General features: G+C 43.6%; 14 protein-coding genes. 1 reads left to right on the top strand and 13 read right to left on the bottom strand.

Going from position 1 to position 21,036, the window contains the following annotated elements; all coding sequences use genetic code 11:
• Window positions 1-30 precede the first annotated feature (30 nt).
• Complete coding sequence (locus HMPREF9007_RS07960; protein WP_008762502.1) at window positions 31-1,836, bottom strand: AMP-dependent synthetase/ligase; 1,806 nt, start codon at window positions 1,834-1,836, stop codon at window positions 31-33.
• A 109-nt stretch (window positions 1,837-1,945) separates the two neighbouring features.
• Between HMPREF9007_RS07960 and HMPREF9007_RS07965 the strand changes: the two genes are divergently transcribed.
• The gene (locus HMPREF9007_RS07965) at window positions 1,946-3,013 is read left to right on the top strand and encodes a M20 family metallo-hydrolase (RefSeq protein ID WP_008762501.1); all 1,068 of its coding nucleotides are present in this window, start codon (window positions 1,946-1,948) and stop codon (window positions 3,011-3,013) included.
• 7 nt (window positions 3,014-3,020) lie between these two features.
• Here HMPREF9007_RS07965 and HMPREF9007_RS07970 read toward each other — a convergent pair whose 3' ends face one another.
• From HMPREF9007_RS07970 to HMPREF9007_RS08025, 12 genes are all read right to left on the bottom strand, one after another.
• The gene (locus tag HMPREF9007_RS07970; protein WP_008762500.1) at window positions 3,021-4,235 is read right to left on the bottom strand and encodes an ATP-binding protein; all 1,215 of its coding nucleotides are present in this window, start codon (window positions 4,233-4,235) and stop codon (window positions 3,021-3,023) included.
• Window positions 4,236-5,076: 841 nt separating this feature from the next.
• The gene (locus HMPREF9007_RS07975; RefSeq protein ID WP_008762499.1) at window positions 5,077-5,349 is read right to left on the bottom strand and encodes a hypothetical protein; all 273 of its coding nucleotides are present in this window, start codon (window positions 5,347-5,349) and stop codon (window positions 5,077-5,079) included.
• A gap of 351 nt (window positions 5,350-5,700) precedes the next feature.
• Window positions 5,701-6,081 carry a hypothetical protein gene (locus HMPREF9007_RS07980; RefSeq protein ID WP_008762498.1) on the bottom strand — a complete coding sequence of 127 codons (381 nt, stop codon included), beginning with the start codon at window positions 6,079-6,081 and terminating at the stop codon, window positions 5,701-5,703.
• 5 nt (window positions 6,082-6,086) lie between these two features.
• Window positions 6,087-6,389 carry a hypothetical protein gene (locus HMPREF9007_RS07985; RefSeq protein WP_008762497.1) on the bottom strand — a complete coding sequence of 101 codons (303 nt, stop codon included), beginning with the start codon at window positions 6,387-6,389 and terminating at the stop codon, window positions 6,087-6,089.
• Between the two features lie 25 nt (window positions 6,390-6,414).
• A complete protein-coding gene (locus tag HMPREF9007_RS07990; RefSeq protein WP_032850594.1) occupies window positions 6,415-7,401 on the bottom strand; it encodes a DUF2059 domain-containing protein in 987 nt (328 codons plus the stop codon).
• A gap of 610 nt (window positions 7,402-8,011) precedes the next feature.
• Window positions 8,012-9,145 carry an aldose epimerase family protein gene (locus tag HMPREF9007_RS07995; protein ID WP_008762495.1) on the bottom strand — a complete coding sequence of 378 codons (1,134 nt, stop codon included), beginning with the start codon at window positions 9,143-9,145 and terminating at the stop codon, window positions 8,012-8,014.
• A gap of 214 nt (window positions 9,146-9,359) precedes the next feature.
• On the bottom strand, window positions 9,360-11,423 hold the full coding sequence (locus tag HMPREF9007_RS08000; RefSeq protein ID WP_008762494.1) for a beta-L-arabinofuranosidase domain-containing protein: 2,064 nt from the start codon (window positions 11,421-11,423) through the stop codon (window positions 9,360-9,362).
• Between the two features lie 59 nt (window positions 11,424-11,482).
• Window positions 11,483-13,498 carry a GH92 family glycosyl hydrolase gene (locus tag HMPREF9007_RS08005; RefSeq protein WP_008762493.1) on the bottom strand — a complete coding sequence of 672 codons (2,016 nt, stop codon included), beginning with the start codon at window positions 13,496-13,498 and terminating at the stop codon, window positions 11,483-11,485.
• Window positions 13,499-13,629: 131 nt separating this feature from the next.
• A complete protein-coding gene (locus HMPREF9007_RS08010; protein WP_008762492.1) occupies window positions 13,630-14,763 on the bottom strand; it encodes an aldose epimerase family protein in 1,134 nt (377 codons plus the stop codon).
• A 9-nt stretch (window positions 14,764-14,772) separates the two neighbouring features.
• Complete coding sequence (locus HMPREF9007_RS08015; protein WP_224200668.1) at window positions 14,773-16,191, bottom strand: glycoside hydrolase family 125 protein; 1,419 nt, start codon at window positions 16,189-16,191, stop codon at window positions 14,773-14,775.
• A gap of 48 nt (window positions 16,192-16,239) precedes the next feature.
• A complete protein-coding gene (locus HMPREF9007_RS08020; protein WP_008762490.1) occupies window positions 16,240-18,531 on the bottom strand; it encodes a GH92 family glycosyl hydrolase in 2,292 nt (763 codons plus the stop codon).
• Between the two features lie 12 nt (window positions 18,532-18,543).
• Window positions 18,544-21,021 carry a DUF4965 domain-containing protein gene (locus HMPREF9007_RS08025; protein WP_008762489.1) on the bottom strand — a complete coding sequence of 826 codons (2,478 nt, stop codon included), beginning with the start codon at window positions 21,019-21,021 and terminating at the stop codon, window positions 18,544-18,546.
• Between the last annotated feature and the right edge of the window lie 15 nt (window positions 21,022-21,036).

Genomic DNA, 21,036 nt, shown 5'->3' with positions numbered 1-21,036 from the left:
GTTTATCATCAGGCCAGACCGAGAAAAGCCTTATTCTTCGTACATCTTCTCAATCAGTTCTTTGTAGTTTTCAGAAACCACTGAGCGTTTCAACTTCAATGTATTAGTCAATTCTCCACGCTCCATGCTGAAAGGTTCAGGAAGTAATGTGAAACGTTTGATCTGTTCATAATGCGCAAATTGCTGTTGCAAGGTCTCTATCCGTGCACGGAACAGACCGACAATCTTTGGATGCTGCAACAGTTCGGCCATATCTTTGTATTCGATTCCTTTCTCCTTCGCATAGTCCTTGACAAACCCGTACACCGGAACGATCAAGGCAGAAACAAACTTCCGCTGATCTGCGATAATAGCGATTTGGTCAATATAACGGTCTATCACCAGTTTGGTTTCCAATGCTTGCGGAGCAATATATTTACCATTCGATGTCTTAAACAAATCCTTAATGCGCTCTGTCAGGAATAACTGCCCATTCTTGAAATAACCGGCATCGCCTGTATGGAACCAGCCGTCAGCATCGATAGCAGCGGCAGTAGCCTCCGCCTTTTTATAATATCCTTTGGTTATACTTTTTCCACGGAGCAGGATTTCATTGTCTTCGCCTATCTTCACTTCCAGTCCCGGCAATACCACACCTACCGAACCGATATCATAACCTACCGGCAAAGTACATGATACCGTAGCCGTAGATTCTGTCAGTCCATAGCCGACCACCATGTTGATTCCTACCGAATGAACAAATTCATTGATTTCATCGGGCACGGCTGCACCGGCTGTCGGGAAGAAATTTCCATTCTCAATACCGATCGTCTTCTTCAGCAAAGAATAAATGGTCTTCTCGTAGAACTTATATTTCAGTTGATTCATCACCGGAGGGGTCTTTCCCAACCGAAGATAATCCAGATTATGGATTCTGCCGACTTTGATGGCATCCAGCATCAGCGCCTTCTTCAATCCTGTCGTTTCATTGATCTTCTCCTGTACACCGGCATATACCTTTTCCCAGAAACGGGGTACGCTGCACATCAGTGTCGGGCGAATTTCTTTAATGGTTGTCTGGATATCTGCCGGACGAAGGTTGATGCAAATCTGTACTCCTTTATGAATACAAAGATAGCACCATGCCTTCTCGAATACGTGTGTCAACGGAAGGAAGTTCATAGAAACGTCCTTGTCGGTCATTGTCGTCAAACGCTCGTCATGCGTATGGAACTGCTCCAGATAGCACGAATGATGCAACATTACTCCCTTCGGCTCTCCCGTCGTACCAGAAGTATAAAGGATGTTAGCCAGATCATCGTAAGAAGCACGTGCGGTACGTTCTTCCACCACCTCATTATGCGGCAATCCTTCGCCCATTGCCATAAACTCATCAAAATAGATGGAAGAGACATCACGCGGGTCTTTTACTACCGAACGATCGAAAATAATCAGTTGTTGTAACGAGGAACAAAAGCCGAAGATGCTGAATGCAGAATCATACTGATACTGTTCGCCTACAAAAAGATAACGGATTTGCGCATCGTTGATAATGTATTGTGCCTGTGCGGGTGAACTCGTTGCATAGAACGGAATAGTAACCCCGCGATTGGCAAATGCGCCGAAATCGACATAGAACCATTCAGGTTTATTCTGTGAAAAAATACCGATATTCTCTTGTTCCTCCACTCCTAGCGCAACGAAAGCATTAGCAGCCTGTCGTACAGTTCCGGAGAATTGATTCCAGGTAATCGGAATCCATTGTGCTGTCTCATAGTCGCGGTATCTCAATGCTACCCTGTCGCCATACTTTTCAGCCTGACGGTGGACCAAGACAGATAAATGATGATAAGTCATACTCTTTGTATTGATAAATATGGTACAAAGGTATTAGTTTTATTTGAAACTATTGCGCAAAACGAGTATCTTTGTGCAAATATTAAGCTCTAAATTAACAAGTTTGTATATGAAATACGATATTCCAACCATGACAGCCGAAGCTGTAAGCCTGTTGAAATCACTAATCAGCATTCCGTCCATCAGTCGGGAAGAGACGCAAGCCGCTGATTTCCTGCAAAATTATATCGAAGCCGAAGGGATGCAGACCGGACGCAAGGGAAACAATGTTTGGTGCCTCAGTCCTATGTTCGACCTTAAAAAGCCGACAATCCTGCTCAATTCTCATATCGACACGGTAAAACCCGTAAATGGCTGGCGCAAAGACCCTTTCACACCCCGCGAGGAAAACGGTAAATTATACGGATTGGGCAGTAACGACGCCGGAGCCAGTGTTGTTTCGCTCTTACAGGTGTTCCTGCAACTATGTCGCACTTCTCAAAATTACAATCTCATCTATCTGGCTTCCTGCGAAGAAGAAGTTTCGGGTAAGGATGGAATTGAAAGTGTATTGCCGGGGTTACCCCCTGTTTCATTCGCTATCGTAGGCGAACCTACGGAAATGCAACCTGCCATTGCCGAAAAGGGGTTGATGGTATTGGATGTAACTGCTACGGGAAAAGCCGGACATGCCGCACGCGATGAAGGAGATAATGCCATTTATAAGGTATTGAACGATATCGCCTGGTTCCGTGATTATCGTTTCGAGAAAGAATCGCCTTTACTCGGGCCGGTAAAAATGAGCGTTACGGTCATCAATGCGGGCACTCAGCACAATGTAGTTCCCGATAAATGTACATTTGTTGTCGATATCCGAAGCAATGAACTTTACTCCAACGAAGATTTATTTGCAGAGATCAGGAAGCATATAGCCTGCGATGCGAAAGCCCGCTCGTTCCGCCTCAACTCTTCACGAATTGATGAGAAACATCCGTTCGTACAGAAAGCGGTGAAGATGGGACGCATACCTTTCGGTTCCCCGACTTTGTCAGATCAGGCATTGATGTCCTTTGCGTCGGTAAAGATCGGTCCGGGACGCTCTTCACGTTCACATACAGCCGAAGAGTATATTATGCTGAAAGAGATAGAAGAGGCTATCGGGATTTATTTAGATTTGTTAGACGGACTAAAGCTTTAGTCCGTCTTTACCACTCATCAAGTAGAAAATCGGCTATATGCCGATGCTTAACCCCTTCAATATTATCTTGCCATAGATCATCCATACTAACCACATATTTAGGATAATGATCATCAATTGCCAGTAAAGGGGCAAACTCACGGTCGATGGTTGCTTGCGAGCCAAGTTGATAAGTAACCTGCACATATATTTTCTCTTCACGCCTAATGGCTACAAAATCAACTTCTTTTTCATCCTGTTTACCTACATATACTTCGTATCCGCGGCGTTTCAATTCCATGCAAACCAAATTTTCGAGCATTCCCCCAATTAACCGGTCCCGATACCCCATCACAGAATAGATGAGCGAAAGGTCACTCACAAAATACTTTTCATTAGTTTGCAAAATTTCTTTGCCCTTGATGTCATAACGTGGAATACGTTGTATCACAAAAGCATTATTTAAAGCATCTAAATAATTGTAAATCGTATTGATATCCACTTTCCGTTGCTGACTTTTAAAATAGTCGGCAATATTCTTAGCATTCAATTTGTTTCCTATATTATCAAAAACAAACTTCACTATCCTTTCGAGCATTTCTACATTACGGATTCCATGCCGTTGAACCGTATCACGAAGAATGACGGACGAATAAATATCATACACAATTTTGTAAATAGCATTATAATCATAGTTTGCCGTATGAATAGCCGGAAATCCCCCCATTCGAAGATATTTCAAAAATTCCGCTTTACGGTCGGACGCAGAAATTGTTAGCGAGAGATTATGGAATAACAGATATTCCTTAAAAGATAAAGTCATAATGTGAAAGGCAACGTATCTTCCTGCCAAATAAGTCGAAAACTCGGAAGATAGTAAACGTGAATTAGAACCTGTCACATAAATATCTACATCCAAGTCAACCAAAAAGGCATTCACTGCCTTTTCCCAATCTGTAACTTCCTGAATCTCATCCAAGAGAATATAATATTTTCCCGGGGCTTTCGTAGCTTCCCGAATATGAGCGTATAACGCCTTCGCCTCCTTCATGTCTATCCACTCGAAACTTTCAAAGTTCATATAAATAATATAATCCTCAGATACTCCTCTTCGTAAAAGTTCCTCACGAATTAAACGCAACACGACCGACTTGCCACAGCGACGAATACCAGTGATAACTTTCACAAATGGCTTATCAATAAAAGGAGTGATTTGCTCCATATAAAGTTCACGATTAATCATACAACTGAAGTTTTTAGGGTTATAGACACAAATATAAATAATTAATCGGAAGTTTTTAGGGTTATACCCCTAAAAACTTCCGATTACAAGTATGTTTTATGGTTATAGACAGAAACGACAATAGCATTTATGAAAAAAGGGGCACCTCCTGTATCTTTATCTAAAATAAGAAATTTAGCCACCATCATAATAACGGTGGCTAAATCAAAGAAAAACAACCAGTTTCAATGGTCTATTCAATCCATCCCGGATTTACAAAGAGCATAGACAAAAAAGTTTACCCGATTCATATTATATATCAAATCAGACATTTCCATGCGATCCACTATTGCTCATTTTGTTAAGATACTGTTTCCATATCAAAAAGGCAATTATGCCTAACAGATTAAATAACAAAACCAAAATGACCCATAAATATTTATATGGTTTAGTAAGTTGATGACTTTTCAACACGGCCAATATCCCAATCAACAAAATCAGAACATAAACAATTTCAAAAAACATTGGAGGCATAATCATAATTTTTATTCTCAATAATCATTAATATGCAGAAACTGTAACACTTCCCTTTCCCGCACTCTTATCGTATGTCCCTGAAGAATTAATAACATAAGAAAGGTTAAAGCCAACAAACTGAGTTATAGTTGCCTTAATTTTCCCCGTACTATTAAATGATATAGAATTTCCTGATACATAGCCATTCGCATAAGATTGAGAATACGTATAAACTGATAATCCTACTCTTTATAAAGTCAGCGAATTGTATTGTTACTCTTTTATTCATCGTATCTTATTTTAAACACTGCAAAGATAAAACATCCCCATTCATTATACAAATCCATTAACAGGCTGTTTTATTTGAAACTACCAATAATATGATATAAACCATTCCTACTATCGCCCTAATATAAGAAACGAAACCAGGCTTCATCTTTTTTGCAATTACTTCATTTATAAATGAGCCGATCCCTAAAACGGCACATATCCCGACAAAAATAAAAACCACCAGCCTTGTCCAATAAATATGAGTCAATATATTCTCACCATTATATATACACATACCTAAAAAGACAATAGCGATTAAATATGTCAGATCAAAAATAAGGACTTTCATACTATTGCTTATTTACTTACCTTTGGCCTACATTGGAATTATAAAATAGGCTAAAGCAAGAAGTATTATAGATATAACGTATCCTATCTTCCAACATTTACTATGTCGAAATAAATAATTAAGTATAAACAAAACAATGAGCCAACCAAATACTATTTTATTTAAATCATAATGTTTCTCCAAAGGGTCCCAAATGTAAAGATACACATTTAGGGAAAACATAATAAGACCGATTATCCCAATAATTATGCGGCTCATTAAACTAGCTTTTCCTGTTTCATTCATAACATCAAATTTTATATTCATGTCTAATAATCTGTAAAGTGCACTTTCACTATATCACGCTGTTTTCTATTCCATTTTCAATATTATATTATCATTCTCCTCCTTCAGCATTTTTTTCAACCGATTATAGGTATCAAGTTTTCGATTCCACATATCCGGACTATCATCAACATGTGTCAATGCTATTGTATCTAACAGAGATTTATGGCTTTCTTCTGTGTCAGGCAGCGTAGCCTCATCAAACTCCGCAAATTCCACCTCTATTTCATCTCCTACTTCAAGCGTACCTCCATTCCATGTAGCATGAACATCTCCAGGCATTTTCAAACCACCCACGTTCCAGTAAGCACCCTCATAACGTGTAATATTTACCATCAAGCTAACCCCGTTATCAGGGATGCCCGCTTTACAAACCTCATTCCCTCGTTTTATAATCAATCCTTTCATATCTTCTATATCAGTCCTTTTTCTTGCAGTTCAACCTTTAACCGTTCATACCACTGCTTTATTTCATACCTATCACAGTCCTTCATGGTCAAAACTGGTGCCACCTTATCAGTGTCAACAATTCTAATTAATACCTTATCACCAACTTCAGGTCTTCCGTCGAACCAGGTAAGGTAATGTAAAAGATCACTTCCCATTACCATAATCCGATCGGAAGAATATCCATGTAATAAGTTTACAAAAACCAAATTATCAGAAGCCACAGTAATCGGATCTTCATCATTTATGCGTATTTCTAAACCGATCATATCTTTTATTTATTACAAGATTTAATCAATAATAGACTTTCTTGTTTTCTCTGGAAAGTACCAAATAATCGTCCACTTTTACATCAAAATAAGACTTAGCTTTACCGTCATCATTGGAAGGCAACTCCTCTTTATCAGTCAGCGCCTCTATTATATCGATTTCCTTCACGTTCTTTTTCAATTTGGGGAACAACAGGCTGACATATATGTATTTACGATTGCAACCTTTAATAATCATCAACTTATCCATAGGTGCGCCACCATCGTATCCTCTCACCATGTATTCATCACCGGTTTTCTTATCTACTATTTTAAATCCCGGGCTATAGTACATCCATTGCCAGTCGAAATAGATGGGTTGCAGGAACGTTACTTTAGTATCATCTTTCCTTCTTTCAATAGAATGCAATAAAGGCTTTGTACCCATGCCATGCTCATAGGTTCTATCGGCAACGATCTCTATGCTATCTTTAGGAGCTGTATAAGCCGCATCAAATAACTTTTGATCGCGTGTCTTGGCCTGTTCGGCAGCGTCATCCCTTACCAACTCTCTTGATTTCTGAAGCTTCGGCATCATTTCCTGCACCATTTCCATTGACAGCTGTTGTATCATCGGCATTGATTCAGTTGCAACGGCAGTTGCAGTCTCCCCAAGTTTTCTTCCCGCAGGAGATTCATAAAAAGCAACCACTTTTTTCAGTTCATCTAATGTCATGTGTTGCCGGTAAATAGGAGCATATACTTCCATGACTTTATCTTCAATCTTCCGTGTCCATTTTGAAGCAAAATCTTTCCAATAAGCCTCATCTTGTTGGAAAGGCCCATTTTTCATACTCGACATCAATTGAGACATTATAGCTTCAGAGGATGCCGAACTGCCGGAAAGCGTCATGATCTTTTTTAGTAAAGTTTTGTACTCGTCGGTCTGGTCTGAATTCTGAGCCGAAGCCGGTAAAATAGAAGTAAGCGATGTGGCTACGCAGATCACCATTAAGAAAAGGATTTTTTTCATCATATAATAGTTTTGTTGATGAAGTCAAGTTAACTTCATTGTGTTATACATTCTTACAAATATACTCTAATTATTATTAGAATACAAACAAATAACGGACATAATTATAAACTGCGGCAATTATTGTCTGATTTACCGTTTCTCTTCGTCCAAGCAACCCTATAATCGCTTAATTTTCACTTATTGTTATCAGTTTTTCGTAAGGACATCTTCATCGTTCCACCCGGGTAGAACGAACTGTCTACGTCTGTGACACGATCAGTTTACCCAGGTGCAATGATCAGTTCACCCGGGTGCAATGATGAAGATGTCGGTAAGATAATATAAGAATATAAGGGAGATATGCTAAGGACATAAGTGTCACAACATACAAATGACAGGCAGAGTAAAATCAATACAGCTGTAGTCTGTAGCAGAAAGAATGATGAGAGACAACTTAAAAAAGGATGAGAGATACACTGTTTGGGAGCATATTATGGGATAAAACGATGAGAGACACCCTGCTCCGAAGGTATCTCTCATTCATTATTCATCTAGTTATCTGATCTTTACAGAAAGACAGTGAGACCGTGAGACTAAAATATTTTTTTATTTCTTGGGAGCGAGCAGATTATTCCTTATCTACAGAAAATTTAAAGATACACTGACTCATGTATTTTTCTCCCGGGCGAAGCACAGCCGAAGGCCATTCCGGTTTGTTCGGAGTATCCGGATACTTCTGAGTTTCAAGACATACGGAAGCACGCTGATTATATGTGATACCTTTCTTTCCTGTCAGAGAACCATCCAGAAAGTTGCCGGCATATACCTGAACACCCGGTTCGTTGGTATATACATCCAGTACGATACCCGTTTTGGGAGATTCGAGTGAAGCACATTTACGGGAAATATCCCCTTTGGCATTCAATACCCAGTTATGGTCATAACCATTTCCATTCTTCAATTGTACAAAATCGTAGTCGTTAATGCGTGCCCCTACCGGAGTCGGAGTGCGGAAATCCATCGGAGTACCTTCTACCGGAACAATCTCACCGGTTGTCATGAATGTGCTGTCTACCGGAGTATAATAATCGGCATCCACCATCAACAGATGATCTGCATTATTTGCCGCATCGCCGTCAAGGTTAAAATAAGAATGGTTGGTCATATTTACGATAGTCGGCTTATCCGTTTCTGCTTCATAGCGGATATCAATTGCATTATCGTCTGTCAGTTTCATCAGGACTTTACAGGTAATGTTACCCGGGAAACCTTCTTCGCCATCCGCAGCGACATAAGTCAGTTCCACTTCTTGCGGATTCGGTTGCACAGCGTCAAACACACGATACTGGAATCCATTGGGACCGCCATGCAGGCAATGACCGTAATTATTCTGAGGCAACTGATATTCAATGCTGTCCAATGTGAATCGACCTTGATTGATACGGTTTGCGTAACGACCGATGCTGGCACCAAAATCAGAAGGTTTGCTGATATAATCCTGAATAGAATCGAAACCTAAAACTACATCCTGCATCTTACCGTCTTTATCGGGGACCATCACAGAAACAATGCGTCCACCAAAATTCGTCACACAAACTTCCATGTTGTTCTTGTTACGAAGGGTGTACAGATCGGTTTTCTTACCACCTACTTCAGTCTGGAAGTTAGTTCTTAACAGGCCGGAGTCGGTTGGTTGCTCGGCTTTCGGGGTACAAGCAGCTACAAAAAGGGCAGAAACAGCCCATAATGCTAAATTCTTCATGGTTGATATAAGTATTATTATAAATTAGTTCAACGAACATCTTTTATTTAGATTGCAAAATTGGCGAAATTCTGATAGTTTGGAGGCAACATTCTTTCCAAATAATAGCACAAATCAGTCATTTCGCCAATGATGCAATCATAAACACTTATATCTTTCTAAATCAAAATGATTTATCTTATAACAAATTCAAGTAAACTGATTCCATCACCAGTTACTCCTTTGTATTCGGGAAAGCCGATATTCTCAACCGGGCCGCTCCCATCGGAATCAATGTAATCTCTTCTTTAGCGCCTTTCACCGCATCTTCTTCGGGCAATACACCGCAAAGTCCAGTTTCGTCAATCTGCCATTCGGGGATAATCCGGCCGGTAGCTTTCACTTCCAAAGGCACATTGGCCACCGTGAACGGGAAGTTATCAGCAGGCCAGGACTTACGAACGACTTTGAAGTTCTTCAAAGGCTCTTTCTTATCCAATACCAACGAATAGTTCCAGGGACTGTTAGCATAGATTTCAGTAGTAGGCCACTTCTTCGGGTCAGCACCTTTCTGCCATTTGGAGTCACCGATAGCCGTTTCACGACTGTCTTTTTCTATATATTTCTCGTCAATCTTCAGAGATAAAGTCAACGGACCATAATCCACACTTACACTGTTCTTATTGACTTGCCACATACGCATGGACAAAGACATCGGAAGAGTCATTTCTACTTTATCACCATCCGCCCATTCGCGCTCGATACAAAGGTATTTACCGGATACAGGTTTCACACTGATCTTCTTTCCGTTGACACGCACTTCGGCTCCTTCAGTCCATGAAGGAATGCGGAGGTAGAACGGAAAATCGACCTTTTCATCGGTAGAAACGGTGAATTTGATGCCTTCTTCAAAAGGATAGTTAGTCTCTTCGTGAAGGACGATTTCTTTTCCATTACCCACTTTTACCGTAGCTTTACAAGCAGCATAGATGGCGGCAGCAATACCGTTATCGGGAGTTGCCAATATCAGATGTTCCGAAAAATAAGGCCAGCCTTGTGCATGGTTATGCTGACAGCAACGGCTGCTGAACGGATTCATGGAAAGGAACGGACCACGGTTGTCAATACCCGGATGATGGTTCTTTGAGTCACTGACAGTATGATTCGGACAAGTGATGTAGCGCAAAGCCTTGAAGTCCGGCATCACAGCGGCAGGATAAGAGTTGAAAGCCACTTCTTCGCAATGCTCAGCCCACATCGGGTCACCTGTCATACAGAGCATGATCTCATCGGAAGCCATCTGTTCCACCAGTCCGCAGGTTTCCACTCCCTGACGAGGATCGATATATCCCAGACGGGCATTCTCGTCGGCACCGAACATACCGCCCGGAACCTGGCCAAAAGTGCGACGGATCAAATGATGTACATTATAAGAGGCTTTGAGCATGGCGGAATCTCCGGTCTGCATATAATAAGTGGCAGGTTCGCGGAAACACTGGGCGATGTTCACATTGTGCCAGTTGGGCAGGGAGGTTGATTTTGTCCAGTCGGCTGTGTTGCGGTGAATCTTCTTGGCAAGGTCCAGCAGGAAGGCATCTCCGGTATGGTTATAAAGCCAATAGATACTGATGATGTTGTCACCGCCACGGCTGTTTTCCCAATAGTCTTCCAGAAGTTTATCGTCGGGGACAGTCATCTGCCATTTGAAGTAGTTCGTCATCAGGTCAATAACCCGTTGGTCCTGAGAATACTCATAATAAGATTGCAGACACCAGAGCATAATCATCTGTGCCCACAATTCACGCTTGCCGTTCCGTTCGTTGACAGGACCGAAGTATCCATCGGGCTGGCAACTGGCAAATACACCTTCAATCCATGTTTTTGTTTCTGCAATCATCTTCGGGTCATTCAGGATATAGGCAAGGTTGCCATAACCTTTCAGCCAGTAAGGTACTTCTTCCCAGCCATGATCACCACCGGTTGTCAGCCAGGCGTTATTATCTTTCTCCAGCCAGGCACTGATTTCTCCCAGATGTCCGGTCAGCCCGTCACGTTGCAGTTCGAGGTACTTCTTTACCCAGCCTTCCGGCTGGATGCTGCCGACAGGCAGCTTAATAAAGTTCAACGGACGGAGCGGGGCCCGATAGCTCACATAATTCACATTCGTCGATTCTGTGTCGGGGCGGTCCATCACCCTTACAGACTCACTGGCAGTGCGTGTAGTAAAAGCTGCTGTCAGTAACCCGACAGTCAGCAGCGTACCCGCAACACCTATTTTAAAAGATCGTTTCTGTTTCATTTTGAATATTTTTTTTGGAGATACTACCGACTTTTTAGTCAGCCTTGTTTTAATTCGGTTTATTTATAATTATAAATCAATTCTCCGCCTTTTATCAGTTCATTGTGAGATATACGGTAGTCAGCAATCTTTTTCCCGTTGAAATGGATGCTTTTGATCGGTGCGTCTTTCTTTTTCCGTCCTTCTGTCTGAATAGTAAGTACGTTTCCATTCGTCAACCGCAACAGTACCCTGTCGAAAAGCGGAGAGGTCAGATCATAGTATTCATCTCCCACAAGCAGAGGATAGAAACCCATTGCCCCGAACACGTACCAAGCACTCATCGTACCGTCGTCTTCGTCCATTTCGGGACTATACCCTTCGGGGGCATTCTTGAATGCTTTACCCAGATAAGGAGTCTTAAATTCCGAGTTGCCTCCATATTTATGGATCATCGGTTCGGTCATCAGACTGCGCACTATCTGCTGGGTTTTCTCCGGTGCCCCAAGTCGGTTGAACAGGTAAGGAACATGGATATCCGGTTCGTTTCCCTGATTATAAAGGTGATGGTCGAAGAAATAGGTAAGCTGCGAACGAAGAGAGTCCTGCCCTACCCATTCTATCATTTTATCAATGTATTGTGGAGCCGCCCATCGGTATTGCCAACGGGTTCCCTGATAGAGTCCGTTGTTCTTCATCACTTCAAAAGCGGGAGTCACATTCATAAATTCCTTTTTCCATGTTTCTTCAAAAAGAGAGACCGAACGTTGCCGGTATTGTTCGGAATCCGCCTTTTCACCGATGATTTCCGCAATCTTTGCCATTGCCCACAAGTCATATGCCGATTCCATCTTCTGGTCGGGCGAACGCATGGGCAGCCGCTCCATTTCCTGCTTCATACCAGCGTATCCTTTACGGAAATCAAGGTTGGTAATTCCTTTCCGGTAAGCGTCCAGCAAGAGAATTACGGCATGTTCCGTACGTACTGTCGGGGTAGACTCGAATCCGGTGGACCAGTCTTTCTTTCCCGTTGCATACAGATGAATCAGGGAAGTCGCCATATCCCGCATCTTCGCAGGTTCGGTCAGTACCAACAAAGGAAATTTAGTGCGGAAGGTATCCCATAACGACCAGTTACTGTAATATCGGAAGTCTTCTGAGATATACACTTTTCCATCCGTACCCAGATAAGCTCCGTCCGGAGAACTGACATCCGCCGGACTCAGGTAAGTACGATACAGGGAAGTATAGAAAATGACCCTGTCATCTTTCTTGCCTCCTTTGACGTCGATAGCCGACAGTTGTTTTTCCCACTGATCAGCGGTCCGGGATTTCACATCTTCGAAGTCCATCTTTTCCCAACGGGCACATTCCCAGCTCGCCAGTTCGGAACTTAACGCAGACAGTCCGATACGGACTTCCACCGAACGTACCTTTTTGCCAAAGGTAAGGCAGGCAGTCGTCTCTTTCTGTTCTTCCAACTGGAAAGGATGGCTGGTATTTAAGGAGAAATAGAGTTTGTAGCGTCCATGTCCGCAGACGTTCTTTGCCTGTACATAGCCTTCGATGCAAGTTTCCGATATACGTTTATAATGGCAGGTAGCTACGTCTTCAAACGTAGAGGCGAAGTCTATCCAAAGGGCAGCGGAAAGGCTTCGGGGAAATTTATAGCGTTCCACCGCCATGGCGTTGGTCGCTGTCAATTCAGTTTTGATACCATTGGTAAAAGCTGTCGAGTAATATCCGGGAGTTGCTTTCTCGCGGGACTTTTTAATATGCAATTCCTGTGAAGGAGCTACCGGACGAATGCGCAGGTTTCCTCCTCCGCCGCTACATCCCACTCCGGAAAGGCGGTTGACAGAGATACCGGAGACTTTCGTCACTGCATAATCATAACCGGCATGGCTACGCGGATCATTATCCGGACACACACAAACCATTCCGAAAGGAGCGGCAGCGCCCGGAGCTACCTGTCCGTTATCACCGGAAGTACCGATAAACAAGTTGACATACTTTGTATTTTGTGCAACTGACGGTGTCATGATAGATAATACGACTAAAAGAAGGGCATACCATCTGCTTCGGTTGTTTTTCATGCTTCTAAAATAGTATCTGGACTGATTAAAAAGTTGGTAGTATCTCCAATCTCCTCCTTCGGGAAGGAGGAGATTGGAGATAGCACCGACTTCTTAGTCACCCCTGGGTTAACTAATGATATAACTTATCTTTAATTCTTGTTTACAGAGAACTTAAAGATACACTGACTCATATATTTCTCGCCCGGACGAAGTACTGCCGAAGGCCATTCCGGTTTGTTCGGAGTATCGGGATACTTCTGAGTTTCGAGACATACGGAAGCACGCTGGTTGTAAGTGATACCTTTCTTTCCGGTCAACGAACCATCCAGGAAGTTTCCTGCATATACCTGAATACCCGGTTCGTTAGTATATACATCGAGTACGATACCAGTCAGCGGTGATTCGAGAGTAGCACACTTACGGGTAATGTCGCCCTTGGTATTCAATACCCAGTTATGATCGTAACCGTTACCATTCTTCAACTGTACGAAATCGTAGTCATTGATACGTGCGCCTACCGGAGTCGGAGTGCGGAAGTCCATCGGAGTTCCTTCAACCGGAGCGATCTCGCCTGTAGTCATGAAGGTACTGTCTACCGGAGTATAATAGTCAGCATCAATTGTCAGCAGATGCGCCTCATTACGGGCTGCGTCTCCGTCAAGATTGAAGTAAGAGTGGTTAGTCATATTCACAATGGTCGGCTTGTCGGTTTCCGCTTCGTAACGGATATCGATCGCATTATCGTCTGTCAGCTTCATCAACACTTTACAAGTGATATTTCCCGGGAAACCTTCTTCGCCATCTTCTGCCGTGTAAGTCAATTCCAGTTCTTGCGGATTCGGCTGAACGGCATCAAACACACGGTACTGGAATCCTTGCGGACCGCCATGCAGGCAGTGACCGTAATTATTCTGAGGCAACTGATACTCAGTACCGTCCAAAGTAAATCGACCTTGGTTGATACGGTTAGCATAACGGCCGATGCTTGCTCCGAAGTCCGAAGGCTTGCTGACATAATCCTGAATCGAATCGAAGCCGAGCACTACATCACGCATCTGTCCGTCCTTGTCGGGTACCATCACTGAAACGATACGACCACCGAAGTTCGTTACACAAACTTCCATGTTGTTCTTGTTGCGCAAGGTATACAAATCTGTTTTCTTTCCATCCACTTCCATCTGGAAGTTACTTTGCAATAAACCGGAATCCGTTGTTTTCTCGGCTTTCGGTGTACAAGCTGCCATTAAGAGGGCGGCAACTGCCCATACACATAACTTTTTCATGGTATTCTATTAATTGATACTATTCAATAAATCTACTTTGCCTTCGTTGACCAACTTAAGAATCAGTTCTCCGAAAAGCGTATTCTGCCAGGCAAACCAGGCACGGGTGAAGTTCTTCGGATCGTCTTTGTGGAAAGATTCGTGCATAAAGCCTGTTCCGGCATCGGTATCCATCAGCATTTTGATACAGGTTTTGATTTCCGCATCATCCTTGCTGGTGAAGGCTTTCATCATGATACTCATCGGCCACACCATATCATAACCGATATGCGGTCCGCCGATACCTTCGCCTGCCTTGCCTTTGAAGAAGTAAGGATTGTCTTCGCTCCACACGAATTTACGGGTATTCTGATAGATAGGATCGTTTACATCTACATCACCCAGATAAGGCATGGCAAGCAGGCTCGGTACATTGGCATCATCCATCAGGAAGTGATTTCCGAAGCCGTCTACCTCAAAAGCATAGATTTTACCATATTTCGGGTGGTTGTATACCGCATATTTCTTCAATGCTGTCTCTACTTCCTTTGCCAGGTCTTTGCATTCCTTAGCCAAAGCAGTCTTCTTATTTACCTTATCAAGTATTTCGGCTGCTTTGCGCAATGAAGATACGGCAAAGAAATTGGAAGGTACCAGATATTGAAGAGTCGTCGCATCATCCGAAGGACGGAAGCAGGAGACGATCAGACCAACCGGTTTCACTGGTGCTCCGAGTCCGTCATTATTCAATGTATCCAATGCACGTTCTGTCTTACGCTGGAATTTATACGGGCCAACTCCGTCTTTGCGCTGTTGTTCCTTGAATGTTTTCAGCACATTGGTGATAGCCTGAATCCATTCTTCTGAGAAGATGCTGGCATCTCCGGTTGTTTTCCAGTAGTGATAAGCCAGACGCAGCGGGTAGCAAAGTGAATCGATTTCCCATTTACGTTCGTGCAGTTCCGGCTTCATATCGGTCAGGTCACTCATCCAGTGATTGTCTTCAACGGCACCGTCATTAAATGCGTTTGCATACGGATCGATATTGATACATTTGAACTGGCGGAGGATAACACCTGCCAGCATCTCTTTCAGTTCGGGATCGGAGTTTGCCAACTGCACATACGGCCATACCTGCGCACCCGAATCACGAAGCCACATTGCGTGAATGTCGCCCGTATAAACGAATGTGTCCGGTTTGCCATCCGCGCCTTTGCGGAAGTGTACGGTAGTGTCGATGGTATTGGGGAAACAGTTTGCGAACATCCATGCCAGTTTCTCGTTTTTCAGAAGTTTCTGCACACGGATGATTTCCTTTTCTACCGCATTCGAACGGAAAAGACGTTTGGAAACTTCCGGACGATTGTCTTTCTGAATAGCGTCCGTCACACATACATGCATTCCGGACATCGTATTTGCAGCCTGCATCTGACCGCCACAAAGGAGCATGCCTGCCAGCATACCCGCACTGATATATTTTACTTGCTTCTTCATAAATTACTTTTTCTTTTTAAATTCGTTGGAGAAAGAATAAGGGAAATCGGTTTCTTTGGTACCACGCTGCTCATTGGGTTTGGAATCCATCTTGAAAGTGATGGAAGCACCGTTCATAAGGTCCTCGTGAGTCACGTAGTTCTTTGTATGGTCTTTGCCGTTCAAGGTCATGGAAGAGATATAACGTTTGTCGTCTCCGTTATTTGGAGCGGAGATGGTTACTGTCTTTCCATTTTCAAGATGCAGCTTCATCTGTTTGAAGTAAGGAGTACCGAGAATATACTCATCCGTACCCGGACATACCGGATAGAAGCCCATAGCAGAGAACACATACCACGCAGAAGTCTGGCCGTTGTCCTCATCACCACAATAACCGTCGGGAGCAGGAGTATAAAGCTTATCCATCACTTCACGAATCCAGTGCTGCGCTTTCCACGGCTGACCGGAGTAGTTGTACATATACAGCATATGCTGGATAGGCTGGTTACCGTGTGCATAGTTACCCATATTCATAATCTGCATCTCACGGATTTCGTGGATGACACCGCCATAATAGCTGTCGTCAAAGACAGGAGGCAGGATAAATACAGAGTCCATCATCTGGTTGAAGCCGTCTTTTCCGCCCATCAGGTCGATCAATCCCTGAGGATCATGGAATACGGACCAGGTATAATGCCAGCTGTTTCCTTCGGTGAAAGCGTCTCCCCACTTCAACGGGTTGAACGGAGACTGGAATTTGCCATCCTCATTCTTGCCGCGCATCAGTTTATGTTCGGGATCATACAGATTCTTATAGTTCATGGCTCTCTTTGCAAAGATCTCAATTTCCTTTTTAGGCTTGTTCAAGGCCTTACCCAGCTGATAGATACACCAATCATTGTATGCATACTCCAGTGTGCGGGCTGCATTTTCATTGATGCCTACGTTGTAAGGAACATAACCGAGCTTATTGTAGTAGTCATAGCCCAGACGTCCGGTAGAAGAAACCTGCGGATGTACCGCATTAGCTCCGTGCTTTACAGCTTCCCAAAGGGTTTCGATATCATATCCTTTCAGACCTTTCAGGTAAGCATCGGCAACTACCGAAGCCGAATTGTTGCCAACCATACAGCCTCTGTGTCCCGGGCTTGCCCATTCCGGCAGGAAGCCGCTTTCTTTGTAGGTATTTACCAATCCTTCCTGCATCTTCATGTTCATAGACGGATACATCAGGTTCAGGAAAGGGAAAAGACAACGGAACGTATCCCAGAAACCGGTATCGGTAAACATATAGCCGGGAAGTACTTCACCATTATAAGGACTGTAGTGAACGATATCTCCTTTCGCGTCTATTTCGTAGAAACTTCTGGGGAAAAGTACCGAACGATACAGGCAGGAGTAGAAAGTACGCAAATGGTCGATATCATCATCTTCCACTTCGATACGTCCCAAAACGTCGTTCCATACCTTACGGCCTTTTGCCGCAATCTGGTCTATGTTATCTTTGCCCAACTCTTTCAAGTTCAGTTCCGCCTGTTCGGGGCTAATGAAAGAAGAAGCTACACGTACATTTACCTGTTCGCCTTTACGGGTTTTAAAGCCGATCAATGCGCCGGCATGCTTATCGTTGGCTTCCAGTTTATTGGTATCGATGTTACCATTGGCAACAGCTGCCGTATAAGTAAAAGGCTTGTCAAACTCCAGTACGAAGTAATTCTTGAAGTTTGCGGGAACACCGCCGCTGTTCTTGGTCGTATAACCGATAATCTTGTTTTCCGAAGGGATGACTTTCACAAACGAACCGTTGTCGAAAGCATCTACAACCACATAAGAGTGATCATTCTCAGGGAAAGTGAAGCGGAATGCTGCCGCTCTTTCTGTCGGAGCAATCTCGGTTACTACATCATGGTCGGCAAGGTATACTTTGTAATAGTAAGGAGTAGCCGTTTCTGCTTTATGCGAGAACCAGCTGGCACGCTGATCCTGATCGAAAACGGCTTTACCGGTAATCGGCATGATGGAGAACTGACCGTAATCATTGATCCAGGGGCTGGGCTGGTGGGTTTGTTTAAAACCTCTGATTTTATCGGCATCATAGGTATATGCCCAGCCATCCCCCATTTTTCCGGTCTGGGGAACCCAAAAGTTCATTCCCCAGGGAAGGGCGATAGCGGGATAAGTGTTTCCGGTAGATAAGGCGTGCTTGGACTGAGTACCTACCAGCGGACTGACATAGTCCACTGGTCCGGTAATCGTTTTAGCATCCATATTCCACGCACTAAATAAAGTAAAAGCTAATAGAGCGAGTTTTTTCATGGTGTTCTTGTTTTATTTAGTTAGTTTTTCTTCAAGCATCTTTATAAAATAGCCGCCAACTACGGAACGCGCCTGGAAACCTCTCTGAATCGGATTGTCCGTAAATACCCAGTCGGACATCGGAACGCGGGTAGTCGTTTCATCCATAAAAAGATATACCGGTTCAATAAACTTCTCAAAAGTAGCTTTGTCCTGTGCCATGGTAGCTGTCCACATGATCCAGTCAGTCTTGGTATAAGTTTCACGGTTATCCAGCGGAAGGCCGTATTTATTTTGCTTCGTAAGATAATAAGCAATTTCTGTCTCAGCAACTTTTTCCGGGAAAATCTGCAGTTTCAGCAATTTGTCCCATACCAGATTATACTTCTGGCTCCAGGTTCCCGGCTTGTCGAATGTCAGACGGTAGTGGTCGCCGTCATCCGCCATCTTCACCCATTCTGCAGCCATTTCTTTCGCCTTCTTCGTGTACTTTTCAGCAATGTCTTTTTTGCCCAGCATATCTGCCATGTAGCCGTAAGAAGCAATACCCATGATAGCCTTGATAGAAAGATTGGCATTGTGCGCAAAGTGTCCGGCAAAGTCATCCGTACAGAGTTGGTTCTCCGGGTCAAGACCGTACTCAACCAGATAATCCGTCCAGGTTGTCAGAGTTTCCCAATGCTTTTGTGCGTAGTCGGCATTTCCTTCTACAGCAGCAATCGCTGCAGCAAGGACTACCATATTGCCGGATTCTTCGATTGGCATATCGCCTCCGTAAGTCTGGCCGTTAGCCAGCGGATATGTACCTACGTCGTGAGCAGCAAACGGTTTGGTCCATTTTCCGCTTTCACTATAATAGAAGATATGGTTCATGGTAGCTTTGACCAGTTCCGGATTGTAAAGCAGAAGCAACGGAGCTCCCGGATAAGTCAGATCGACTGTTCCGATGGAACCATTACTGAAATTCTCTTTGGAAAGGAATACCAGGTCACCATTCGGAGCTTGTACCAGTTTATGGGCAGCTAATGCCTGACGATAAGCCAGAGCGCAAAGTTCGGCATACTTGCGTCCGCCGGCCGCTTCAGCCTCCGCCATCAGTTTCTTATCGAAAGCTGCACAATTTTTCATTTGAGTCTTATATTCCTGTTCTGCTTTCTGGAATTGTGATACGATTGTTTCACTGCCTGTACGATTCCAGTAAGGACGGAGGTTTTCACCAAAGTACTGGATAGAGTAAATATCATCGTAACCGATCAGCAGGTGTCCGTTCGCTTTCTTTGTTTCACCCAGTGAGCGTACTAAAGCTAGTTTGTCATAACCATTGGTGGTAGGAGCTTCCAGTTTGTTCTCTGTAAAGCTTTGGCGAAGTTTCTTTCCGTCACCGATAGCATAAGTGCTGTTCTCTTTTTCAGCAGCCAGGTAGAAGTGTCCCCAGTCAATACGCACATCGTCACCTTTCTTTTTCAGGATGTCCTGATTACGGCTGCCGGTACGCAGGAACAACAGATCACCGTCAGTAAAGCTGTCGGCTACGGATTCCTGATGAGGCAGATCGAGTGCCCATTGAGGAGCAGCTTCAAAATAGAGTTCAACTTGGTGCGCCTGTCCGTCGTTAGAAATGACTTCATAAGAAATATAGTTGACAGGGCGTGCCATCAAGTCCAGATTGTCCATAAACAGGGGCGCGGTAAATGTCAAATTCAAGTCTACCGGACCACAAGTGAAGTTATAATAAGTCTGCATAGGTTGAACATCGGCAGAAGTCTGCTGTGCAGTCTGATTGAAGTAACGGTTATTATCCAATTCTACCAGCAAACCAAAATCCAGCAAGCCATTCGCTCCACGGTTGTGACAATAAGCGGCAATCAGGTTTTCTCCCTTTTTCAGGGACGCTACCACTTCTTCCGATAACTTCACCTGTACGTGCTTCTTACAAGCGTTTCCTGTGTCTACAACCTTTATTCCGTTGATATAGATAATCACATCATCATCATGAGAATATTCCAGATATACATTCTTACCTGTCAGGTCTTCCTGAATATCAGCAACACGGCGTACCCAGATAAATTCTTCACCCCACTGGGTCTTGGCTACATGTTCGTTCTCCATGGTTCCGAAGGCACCTTCACCTTCTTTCCAGGCAGCATCATTGAAGCCGACATTCTGCCATCCGTCGGCAGGTTGCTGAATTGTATATTTTCCTGTCCAGTTACCTTGTTCCGAAGTTTTCACCAGAGGTCTCAATTCCAGTTCCTCCGTTCCCATAAAGCGGTAAGTCTGTCCGTCGACTTTAGCTACACCGATTAAAGGGAAATCTTTACCGCTCCAATGTTTGACCGAACCGTCGTATAAGTTGTCCGTGAAAGACCATGCACTGGTATACGGGTCTATGCTCACCAGCGGATAAGCCGGAGCACGCAACTCGCTCTTCACATGCTGTTCCAGCTGGGTCTCACAGCTACAAAATACAGAGGCTGCTCCCAGCAACAGCGTCATCAGTTGTTGTTTCATAATTTAATTACCTGT

Origin of the sequence: Bacteroides sp. 1_1_14 (assembly GCF_000162515.1) — a bacterium.
Taxonomy (GTDB): Bacteria; Bacteroidota; Bacteroidia; order Bacteroidales; family Bacteroidaceae; genus Bacteroides; species Bacteroides thetaiotaomicron.
The sequence above is the reverse complement of the archived record's forward strand: the minus strand, read 5'-3'. Positions and strand labels throughout refer to the sequence as shown.

Coding starts and splice junctions, on each gene's coding strand:
- HMPREF9007_RS07960 (WP_008762502.1), bottom strand. CDS start 1,836: ATGACTTATCATCATTTATCTGTCTTGGTCCACCGTCAGGCTGAAAAG.
- HMPREF9007_RS07965 (WP_008762501.1), top strand. CDS start 1,946: ATGAAATACGATATTCCAACCATGACAGCCGAAGCTGTAAGCCTGTTG.
- HMPREF9007_RS07970 (WP_008762500.1), bottom strand. CDS start 4,235: ATGATTAATCGTGAACTTTATATGGAGCAAATCACTCCTTTTATTGAT.
- HMPREF9007_RS07975 (WP_008762499.1), bottom strand. CDS start 5,349: ATGAAAGTCCTTATTTTTGATCTGACATATTTAATCGCTATTGTCTTT.
- HMPREF9007_RS07980 (WP_008762498.1), bottom strand. CDS start 6,081: ATGAAAGGATTGATTATAAAACGAGGGAATGAGGTTTGTAAAGCGGGC.
- HMPREF9007_RS07985 (WP_008762497.1), bottom strand. CDS start 6,389: ATGATCGGTTTAGAAATACGCATAAATGATGAAGATCCGATTACTGTG.
- HMPREF9007_RS07990 (WP_032850594.1), bottom strand. CDS start 7,401: ATGAAAAAAATCCTTTTCTTAATGGTGATCTGCGTAGCCACATCGCTT.
- HMPREF9007_RS07995 (WP_008762495.1), bottom strand. CDS start 9,145: ATGAAGAATTTAGCATTATGGGCTGTTTCTGCCCTTTTTGTAGCTGCT.
- HMPREF9007_RS08000 (WP_008762494.1), bottom strand. CDS start 11,423: ATGAAACAGAAACGATCTTTTAAAATAGGTGTTGCGGGTACGCTGCTG.
- HMPREF9007_RS08005 (WP_008762493.1), bottom strand. CDS start 13,498: ATGAAAAACAACCGAAGCAGATGGTATGCCCTTCTTTTAGTCGTATTA.
- HMPREF9007_RS08010 (WP_008762492.1), bottom strand. CDS start 14,763: ATGAAAAAGTTATGTGTATGGGCAGTTGCCGCCCTCTTAATGGCAGCT.
- HMPREF9007_RS08015 (WP_224200668.1), bottom strand. CDS start 16,191: ATGCTCCTTTGTGGCGGTCAGATGCAGGCTGCAAATACGATGTCCGGA.
- HMPREF9007_RS08020 (WP_008762490.1), bottom strand. CDS start 18,531: ATGAAAAAACTCGCTCTATTAGCTTTTACTTTATTTAGTGCGTGGAAT.
- HMPREF9007_RS08025 (WP_008762489.1), bottom strand. CDS start 21,021: ATGAAACAACAACTGATGACGCTGTTGCTGGGAGCAGCCTCTGTATTT.